3 protein-coding genes are annotated in these 2,070 nt (G+C 55.7%); all 3 read right to left on the bottom strand.

The window, feature by feature from the left end; genetic code table 11:
* The coding region (locus VGK14_RS00425) for a substrate-binding domain-containing protein (RefSeq protein ID WP_331506916.1) at positions 1-573 on the bottom strand (573 nt) is incomplete at its 3' end.
* A gap of 132 nt (positions 574-705) precedes the next feature.
* Positions 706-1,728, bottom strand: a complete 1,023-nt coding sequence (locus VGK14_RS00420) for an ABC transporter permease (RefSeq protein ID WP_331506915.1) — start codon at positions 1,726-1,728, stop codon at positions 706-708.
* Positions 1,725-2,070 (bottom strand): ATP-binding cassette domain-containing protein (locus VGK14_RS00415; RefSeq protein WP_331506914.1); only part of this gene is annotated, 346 nt, incomplete at its 5' end. The genes VGK14_RS00420 and VGK14_RS00415, both read right to left, overlap by 4 nt.

Raw genomic sequence — 2,070 nt, 5'->3', positions numbered from 1 at the left:
AGATACTTTGCCGACAATATCGAGCATACCGTTGGTGCGGTTGAGTCCGATTGAGTTGTCTGCCGGGCCGCCCTTCAGCACAACTACGGTGCCTTTGCCGCCCAGCCGGTCAACGATGTATTGGCCGTTCTGCTGACCGATGGTGAAGTTCTGTGGGCCGACGTAGCTGGTATACCCACCTTTCCACTGCCGGTCGACCAGCACCGCAGGGATTCCGGCTTTCTTAAGTGAATCCATAGCGGCAGGCAGCTGCTCCAGCCATGCGCCGCTGATGATAATACCGTCCACTTTCTTGGCGATCAGGTCTTCGATGTCCGAGTTGAGTTTGGCGGCGTCGCCATTGGCGTCGGTGCTGACAATCTCAACATTCGGGTAGGCACTGGCCTCATCAATCACCGCCTTGTTCATCCCGATGAAATATGCACAGCACTGAGAGAAGTTGGCCATGCCGATCTTGAAGTGTTTGGCTTGCGGCGCAGTCCCAGCTGCAGGCGTGGCTGCCGCCGGTGCGCAAGCGCCCAACACGAGCGCTAGCAAAAGGACACTGCTGATCAAAACTAGTGTGCGTTTCATTTCGATCTCCTTCTTCCTGATCTGATGTTGTTTGCTCGATTTATCACCATCTGTGTGCGCCTATTTATCTCTACAGAGCCTCCTTTCGGCCGAATACCCGCAGGGGAGTGAAATCCAGCCCCCTCCCCACAGCTATTCCTTACGCCTGGCCAGTACTGCAAATAGAATGATCAGACCCTTGAAGATCTGCTGGTAATAGGATTGCACGTTGAACAAGTTAAGCAGGTTGTCGATCAAACCGAGCGTTAGCACACCAGTGAATGTACCCAGCACGGTTCCGATCCCCCCGCTCATGCTTGCTCCACCGATCACGCAAGCGGCAATGGCGTCGAGCTCAAAACCAGCGCCTACGCTCGGTTGGGCGATGCCTAAACGCGATGCGAGCAAGACCCCAGCCACAGCGGAACCCAGACCCGAGATCACGTAGGCCAGCACGATATGTTTTCGAACATTGATGCCTGCCAGGCGCACGGCTTCCTCATTGCCTCCGAGGGCTACGATAGCTCGACCGGCCGTGGTTCGTGACAGAAAGAACTCCGCCACGAGAAATGCAACCAACATGATCAAGATCGATAGGGTGAATGGGCCGAAAATGGGTGAGCCGAACAGCGTGCGGAAAGCCGGGTCCTGTGGCGTGATGGGCGTTTCGGAGTACACGTAAATTAATCCGCGAAACGCCCCAAGGCTGGCAAGGGTCACGATAAACGGCTGGAGCTTGAATCGTGAGATTACGAATCCATTGAAGAAGCCGGCCAGCATACCGACACACAGCGCGATCAAGATGGCGACCAGCATGGGAAGACCCTGCCGCTCGAGCATCCCTGAGACGACAATGGCCGAGAACGCAACCACAGATCCCACGGAAAGATCGATGCCTCCCGTGAGCATCACCACCAGCATGCCAATGCTGATGAGACCATTGGTGACGATTTGCCGCAGCAGGTTGCTAATATTCCGCTCTGTAAAAAAGACGTCGGACATGGACGCAGCCAGCAGCAACAGCAGGATAAACGCCCCAAGAAAGACGTAGTCCACCCAACGCCGCTTGGAGATTCTCCCCGCCCACTTACCCGTCTTGCCAGCCTGGATGAGGTCCTGAAACCAGTTCGAGCCAGTCGCTTGCTTAGTAATCTCTTCAATTTGAGTATTTTTCATTGGGTCACACCTGCGGCGCACGCTAATAAGCTTTCTTCGCTGGCTTGGGACGTTTTGAATTCGCCTGCCAGACGTCCCTTACGCATGACCAAAGCCCGGTCACTCATCCCAAGGATCTCGGGCAGTTCAGAGGATATGATCAGGATCCCGATCCCGCGTTCGGCTAGGCCGCTGATGATGTTATAGATCTCCACCTTGGTGGCGACATCGACGCCCCGGGTGGGCTCATCCAGGATCAGAACCTGGGCATTGGAAAGCAACCATTTCGCGAGCACCACCTTTTGCTGGTTACCGCCGCTAAGCTGCTTGACCAGGCGGCCTACTTGGGCCGGGTGCACGGAT

Source organism: Novimethylophilus sp., from assembly GCF_036504375.1.
Lineage (GTDB): Bacteria > Pseudomonadota > Gammaproteobacteria > Burkholderiales > Methylophilaceae > Novimethylophilus.
This window is presented reverse-complemented; position numbering and strand designations above follow the sequence as displayed.